The organism is Aquimarina aquimarini (genome assembly GCF_900299535.1).
Lineage (GTDB): Bacteria > Bacteroidota > Bacteroidia > Flavobacteriales > Flavobacteriaceae > Aquimarina > Aquimarina aquimarini.
The window spans coordinates 154,998-161,881 of the sequence record NZ_OMKE01000006.1 but is presented as its reverse complement, the minus strand read 5'-3'; the positions used below and the strand labels follow the sequence as shown (position 1 = coordinate 161,881).

6 protein-coding genes are annotated in these 6,884 nt (G+C 34.0%); all 6 read right to left on the bottom strand.

Features of this window, described 5'->3' with window-relative positions; all coding sequences use genetic code 11:
* Positions 1 to 1,875: beta strand repeat-containing protein (locus tag DG508_RS02270; RefSeq protein WP_199912746.1), on the bottom strand; the 1,875-nt coding region annotated here is incomplete at its 3' end.
* 123 nt (positions 1,876 to 1,998) lie between these two features.
* Positions 1,999 to 2,589 carry a phage tail protein gene (locus DG508_RS02265; RefSeq protein ID WP_108866589.1) on the bottom strand — a complete coding sequence of 197 codons (591 nt, stop codon included), beginning with the start codon at positions 2,587 to 2,589 and terminating at the stop codon, positions 1,999 to 2,001.
* A gap of 35 nt (positions 2,590 to 2,624) precedes the next feature.
* Positions 2,625 to 3,578, bottom strand: a complete 954-nt coding sequence (locus DG508_RS02260) for a methionyl-tRNA formyltransferase (RefSeq protein WP_108866588.1) — start codon at positions 3,576 to 3,578, stop codon at positions 2,625 to 2,627.
* Positions 3,579 to 3,712: 134 nt separating this feature from the next.
* Entirely contained in the window at positions 3,713 to 4,303 is a 591-nt protein-coding gene (locus DG508_RS02255) for a hypothetical protein (RefSeq protein ID WP_108866587.1), read from the bottom strand.
* 731 nt (positions 4,304 to 5,034) lie between these two features.
* Complete coding sequence (locus DG508_RS02250; RefSeq protein WP_108866586.1) at positions 5,035 to 5,664, bottom strand: hypothetical protein; 630 nt, start codon at positions 5,662 to 5,664, stop codon at positions 5,035 to 5,037.
* Between the two features lie 527 nt (positions 5,665 to 6,191).
* A complete protein-coding gene (locus DG508_RS02245) occupies positions 6,192 to 6,761 on the bottom strand; it encodes a hypothetical protein (RefSeq protein WP_108866585.1) in 570 nt (189 codons plus the stop codon).
* Positions 6,762 to 6,884: the final 123 nt, after the last annotated feature.

Sequence of the window (6,884 nt, the reverse complement as noted above, 5' to 3'; positions counted from 1 at the left end):
TACATCCCATACTAAAGCATCTGCATTTGTTGGGCTAGTTGCAGGGCTCTGACGAGTTATACTGCTGATACGCGGTGCGGTATTATCTACTACAAAAGTGTTATTGTTTGTTCCTGTTGGTGTTAAGTTAGTCAATGCATTCCCTGAAGCATCAGTAATGTCTTGTCCTCCAGAAAAGCTCAAGGTAATTGTGCTGTTTACCACTGCAAGGTTTCCGCCTGAAAGAGTTATGTCATATGTTGTTCCTGAACCAGTTGTGCTAATTGAGGCTCCTGTTGCTCCTGTAATATTAAAGTCAGTACTATTTAGATTTTGAACACTTTCACTAAATACAATTCTAAATATTAAAGCATCTGCATTTGTTGGGCTAGTGGCGGGACTCTGACGAGTTATGTTGCTGATACGAGGAGCATTAGTATCAATGACTAATGCTTTGTTAGCTCCTAAAGAATTTGGAGCTCCTGGGCTAGCTAACGTTAAAGATGCATTGTTACCTGTGCCGTTTTGAATGCTTGTGCCTGCAGTTAATGAGTTTGTAGCTACATAGTCTAAATCTGAACTTATGTCACCAGTTTGTACTGTATATGTGAATTGTAAAGAATTTGTTCCGCTACCAGTTCCGTTATAGTTTATTGTTCTATCCGTAGTACCAGTTTCTAAAGTTAATTGAGGTGTGCCTACAACCGTAACTATTTCATCAAAAGTAACAATTATTACTATGACATCACCAGTCTTATAGCTTCCATTTGCATTTGTAGAACTAATATTAGTTACATCAGGAGCTGAGGTTACATTTACTGTTCTAGTGTCATTAGCTGTACCTAAATTTGTATCTGTTGCGGTAACTGTAATTGTTCTATTTGATGTGCCTGGATTGGTTGAGGTACTTCTATATCGGATAGATTGTAATACCTCTTGTACGTTGGTATTTGTAGCATCAGCATCAAAAGTTATTGTGAGTGCAGTGCCGTTTGTAACGATTCCCCCACTGGTACTTAAGTCTCCAATATCTGTTCCGTTAGCAAGAATATTTGTTCCACTAATGGTTATTGCTGTACCATCCCCATCGGTATCAGAGATACTTAATTCGTCGGCGGCTTCAGCATTTGCTGTAATTTGTGCGATTAATGTGCCTCCATTCCAATCTGCATCCCCATCGGCATCACTAACGGTAGCAGTATTATCTAGTTGCTTGGCAGCTTCTGCCTCAGTGTATGATAGGTTTGAATTGTCTATAGCTATTGTTGGAGTGGTATTGTTAATTGCAGTTGTGATTACCATATCATCTATAGAAAATCCACCAAATAGGGGGACTGCTGGTGTAATTACGATCTCATCAATGTTGGAGAAAGAACCAGTTGAGGGAGAGGTGAAATCTATACTAATAGCAGAATTATGAGCTGGTGATGTTAGCATAAGAGTACCAACGGTTGCACCATCTCTTTTTGCAGTAAAGGTAAAATTTATAGTGCTTCCTCCTAGAGCTTGTTTATATGCAAAATCCATTGAGGTTATACCAATTTCTCCACCGCTATCTGTAGATAAAGTCCCAGAAGAAACAGAGTTTATTCCATTTCCTAACCATATTAAAACAGCATCAGAAAGACCACCTATAGGGTCTGAACCGCCTTCGTTTCCACTTGTAGCAAAGGCCAAAAAGATATTAGAGCTAGATGTGGCTGATATATCAAAATTATTTAGTAGTGAATTAACTGATTGATCTGCACTTGGGTTTGTAGCATTGGCAAGAACCGTTGTTGTGGAGCCAAACCCCATAGTGCCAGGAGTTTGCCCATGCAGTCGTTTGTTGCCTAAAAAAATGGCGAAGTAAACGAGTGAAATTAGTATGGGTTTGAAGTAATGATGGTTTATCATGTCAAATTGTTTGATTAATATTGATTTAGGGTTGTTTTAAAAAGTGTTTTTTTAGTAAAACTCTAATGAGGCCTCATTAGAGTTTTACTTTGCTATAACTTATTGAATTGTTTAACTAAAGAATTAATTTCTAGAAGGAAACACACCTTGTAGCGCAATAATATAATTTGTAGTTAAGTAAGGTTGCATATTATTATGTGGTTGATTGCCTCCGTTATTTAAAATTGTTAAGCCTGCATTTCCGCTAATTTCTTGACCATTAACTGGATTGTTGGCAGGTCCATATGCATTTACAGGTGTTGCGCCAAGACCAGAGCCAAAACTTGCTCCTGCAGGAACATCACCAGCTTGAGGTTTGTCACGTACTCCAGAATCAGCACTTAATTGAACATGCTGATCTGCACTAGGGTTATTTTGTGTTAAATGATTATGAGAAGGCATTTCAGTAATATTTAAAGTGTGTGTTTCTTGACCTGATCTAGAGCCAAGTCTACGGTCAGATAACCCAGGACCTCCACCTGCTCCTATTGGAGCTCTACCACGTAAATCAGGTAGGGCAAAAGTGGTTCTGCCATCTCCTCCATAAATAGTTCCTAAAATTGAAAATAAGGCTGAGTTTTGTGAAATCGGCAATAGTTGGCCTTCACAAAGTGCCCATCCTCTTGGTGCAAAATTTCCTCCAAATAATACGATTTGTCCTAAAAATGGATCCATAATTTTTGATTTTAAGATTAGTAGTTGTTTATATATTAGGTAATAAGGTGTTTTGTTTTTGAGCGGGTTGTAAAATGATGATTTTGTTGTACTCCTAAATAAAAATATTTCTGACCAGTTAGTACACCTGCATCAGAATGAATAATGTTTACTCGTAGCAATTTTTTGTCCTTACAGTATACAAATAGCCCTTCATGAGGGTGTACATGTACAATTTCACCAGGAGATTTATCAATGAGAGTGGCTGGATAATCTGCAGGAGAAACTTCTATTATTTTTATAGGAGCACCCTGATAATATGTTGTTGCTCCACCATATTTTGGATTACAAGCATTGATTAAGTTTTCAATTTCATCTGCTGTCTGTTCTTCCCAGTTAATCGATATTTCTATAGTGCTAGGTCGTTTATTGTATTTTTCTTTAGAGGATTGAGTTTTATAATTCTCTGGGTTTTGTATAAGCCCCAATGCTTTTTCTATAAGTTGAACTAGTGTAAAGTTCATTTTAGAGTTTACCATTCCCGCTGTTTCTCCTGGTATAATGGCAATAGGCTCTTCTATAAGAATTTTGCCAGTATCCCAGTTTTTATCCATTTGGTGTATAGTAATTGCTGTTTTGTTCTCTCCGTTTTTTATAGACCAAAATAAAGGGTCTGGTCCTCGGTTTTCTGGTAATTTTCCGAAATGGATGTTTAGAAATCCGTGCTTTGGAATAGAGAGCGCTTTTTCTGGAATTTTTAGTGAAAAACCATAAACGATGACTAGATCAGGGGATTTAGCTTGTAACCAATCCTTGAATTGATTTGAGATATTTTGACTACTGATAACAAAAGTCTCTATTTTTTCTTGTTGTATTAGGCTTAGGTAATCTTGATCAGATTGTTGATGAGGTACATGTTGTGTACAAACAGCTTGCAAATACTTATTTTGATATAAGTACTGATATAAAGATAAGCATACAGGGAAATTACCTATAAGTATAACTTTCATATTTGTTGTATTTTATCAGTTAGATTATCAACTATTTTGCACTACCAGAATCTATTCTAGTAACTTTCTTCTCAAAGAAAAAAGAAAACTAAAAATTATTCAATACGTAGAATTACTTGATTTTGACAAATATGTTAGCTAACAAAAGCTAGGTTTTTTTTTGATGAACTTTTTAGGGTAATTTTATTTTTTTGTTCATTTTCATAAGTAAAGACACTTTCTCTGCCATAAGATTCTTTAATTATTTTTGCTGGTGCAATAAATGATAAGATATCTATATTTAGTTTATTAGAGTCCATATTCTGGCTAAAGCTCTCAATCAAAGAGTTAAGCCCAAAGCTAATCCTTTCATTAAGGATATAATGCTTGATTTTTTGATTTTCTTTTATCAATAAAGCCAATTCTTTTGTCTTGAATCCTATCAGAGGGTTTTTGCTTAGTGGGATGGCAAAACAAAAGTTACTTAATTTAGTAATTTTTGTGCTATTATAAATATAGCCTTCTGTGTTTAGCGTATTAAGGAGTCTATTGTGTGCTACAATAACATCTTGTGATAAAAGCTTAACAGGAATATTTTCTATTTGATTTGATATTTTGTTAAAACCTTTTCCGATATCAAATATAGAAATAGGGCTAGTATCTGCTAGGACTGTTGAAGAAAATATGGGTGTAGCAACAGATGCTCCTAGTAATGTGCTAGTGGTTAGGAAGTTTCGTCTATTCATTAGAGGCGTAGGGTAAAGTTCGATAATAGGCTTATTAGGTTTTTTGGTATTCAGATTATCATAAATCTATCATAAATCTAGTTAAAAATTTTAATAAAAAACATACTTGTACATTTTTTCTCCTAAAAGAAGTTGTAGGGGTTTGATTTTTAAATAAATAGTGTTTTGGGTTACCTTGTGTTTAGAATTGGGTAATAAGATTAGCTTAAAAGATGATTGTGATGCTGTCATTCTAGGTTTTATGAGTAATCCATCACAACGCAATAATGGGTGCTCAGTATTCGATATTGATTGTCATCTTATGTTTTTGATGTTACAGTTTTACGGGGCTATGACCCTCGTCGCAATAGGCTCAGTTCTCTTTGTTGTTCTGGTTAAACCGCACAAGAGGTGATCCTTTATCGACATAGGAGTGGGGTGAATTTCGGTATTAGGTGTTCAGAATGCAGTGAAGATACAAATCTATACAGCTATAATAACTTATTTATTGGCCTTAAGACTACAAAAACTTAAAGAAAACCCTATGCCTTTTTATTTGTTTTTAGAAAAACTCTCAGTTTTATTATTCATTCCTGTTATACTGAGTAACAATAATACACATAGACAAAAGAAAAAGAACCAATTACTAATAAAAAAGCAATTGAATTTCTGTTGGTAGATTTATTCTGGACAGTAGTGAGCTTACGCAGGGAGGACAGAAAGTTTGCCTGGTAATGAGTGGTTGTCAATCGTTATTTTAGCAATTTGTCTTTTACAATCTTTAATAATTCATCTTTAGTCATAAACGTATTGAGTAAATCTTCTAAAGCACCTTCGTTAGTTACTTTGCTGAAAAAAACTTCATGATCTGTTCCAAATAAAGTTGGGTTTTCAGGATTTGGATCAGAAAGGCAGATATAAAAATTATCAGGAAAACTATAACTGTAAAAGAGTTGAATAAAGTCGGGTTTGGAGTTATTTGTGAACTCTATGATTTCTTTTAAGTCAACTTCATCGCTGTCAATAAAATCTTCATTCCATTCATTAAAATCATCGGTTCCTTCTTTAAAAGGAGTAAATAATTCTGCTTTCCAAAACATTTGCCCAAAACCTTCTTCTGTAAGAGTGTAATATTTTTCTATTATTTTATCGTAAAGTTCTTGCTCATTATTGATAAGCAACTCTTTATTATTCTCAATAAAATCCCCTATTCCGTAAATAGGTTCTTCTTCTTCTGCTTTTGCCCAAGGTGTGTCGGTTGGCTTTTGATATAGGACAGTATTAAATGTTATTGAGAGAATGTCGTCTAATAAAGAATTTCCTTTGATGTTTTCAATATTTCCTCCTAATTCTTTTATTCTACTCAAAATAGACTTTTTCATTCTCGCCTTTCTTTTAATTATAACTAATACATGAGCTATGTTCTGTTGTGGAATTGTCTGCTAGGACATTTTGATTAAGGACCAAAGTTAGCAATTGCGTGTGAATTTATAGGTTTTTTTATTAACGGTAGTTTATTTTAACTTTATTACCAAATATAAGAACTTATCATATTATTATCACATCAAGAAGCATGACAAATTTTATCATTACTGAACATGATTTCAAATTTTGAATCCCAAATTTGTCAATTTGATTGCTCCAACCTTAGTATAAAGGTATGTTGAGTGGTTGTTGGTCTATTGGTTGATAGTAAGAAAACTTTGATATTCGGTGTTAGATATTCAATAATTACTTTAGAACTTTACGGTTTTATATTTTGGTTCCTAGTCTGCGCTGAGAGGGCTAGGAGATTTGTTTAGTAATGAGTAGTTGGTATTGGATTTCTAATTAAAATTTAAGCAATGGGTGAGTCAACAGGACATAGCGTTGACCTATCGACACGCCATATGTTTCTTGGTGTAATACGTTATTTTCTGTTTTTGTATAGTTCGATAGCTTTTAAGAATTTGGTGCCACCAATCTCTGTTTGCTCATATATAGATCCATTTAATTCAGGATGATTTTTGTCAATCCAGCTTAAGAGTTCAGCTCTGTTTCTTCCCCAAGTCTTTTCATTAAAAATCACGTTCGTTCTTTCAATACTGATTATTTTATCGGTATCAAATCGGATAACTGCATTCCAAACAGTTGGTTCTTGATGAAGAAAATTTATTCTTTTATCTATTTTGGTAACCTTTGCTTTAACAATTTCGTTTTCTTGCTTAATTTCCAGGATTTTGTATGTTGGATCAAATACAGAATCCCATTTCATCCATTCTTCAATGTATTGATTTTGCGAAAATGTCTGTATATAATCATAATCAGTTTCTTTAGTCAGAAGGCTATCAGTCAATAAAATTTTCATAACAGTACTGTCAGAATTGTTAAGAGCCTTGTAATATTGCTTGGCAATTTCAAGTCTGTTAATTTCCTTTTCAGAAGTTTTACAGGATATAAATCCAATTGTCAGAAATAAAAAAACGATAATTTTATTCATTGGTGTTTTGTTTTGTGTATCTAGGAAGAATGGTTTTTATATCTAGTATAAAATAGTTGTTATCGATGTAAATAGCAATTTGAAGTGATTTACGAATCGAAGTGACGACTATTGAACTATCAC

Excerpts from the sequence above, each read along its gene's own strand:
- DG508_RS02265 (WP_108866589.1), bottom strand. The coding sequence starts at position 2,589 with ATGGATCCATTTTTAGGACAAATCGTATTATTTGGAGGAAATTTTGCA.
- DG508_RS02260 (WP_108866588.1), bottom strand. The coding sequence starts at position 3,578 with ATGAAAGTTATACTTATAGGTAATTTCCCTGTATGCTTATCTTTATAT.
- DG508_RS02255 (WP_108866587.1), bottom strand. The coding sequence starts at position 4,303 with ATGAATAGACGAAACTTCCTAACCACTAGCACATTACTAGGAGCATCT.
- DG508_RS02250 (WP_108866586.1), bottom strand. The coding sequence starts at position 5,664 with ATGAAAAAGTCTATTTTGAGTAGAATAAAAGAATTAGGAGGAAATATT.
- DG508_RS02245 (WP_108866585.1), bottom strand. The coding sequence starts at position 6,761 with ATGAATAAAATTATCGTTTTTTTATTTCTGACAATTGGATTTATATCC.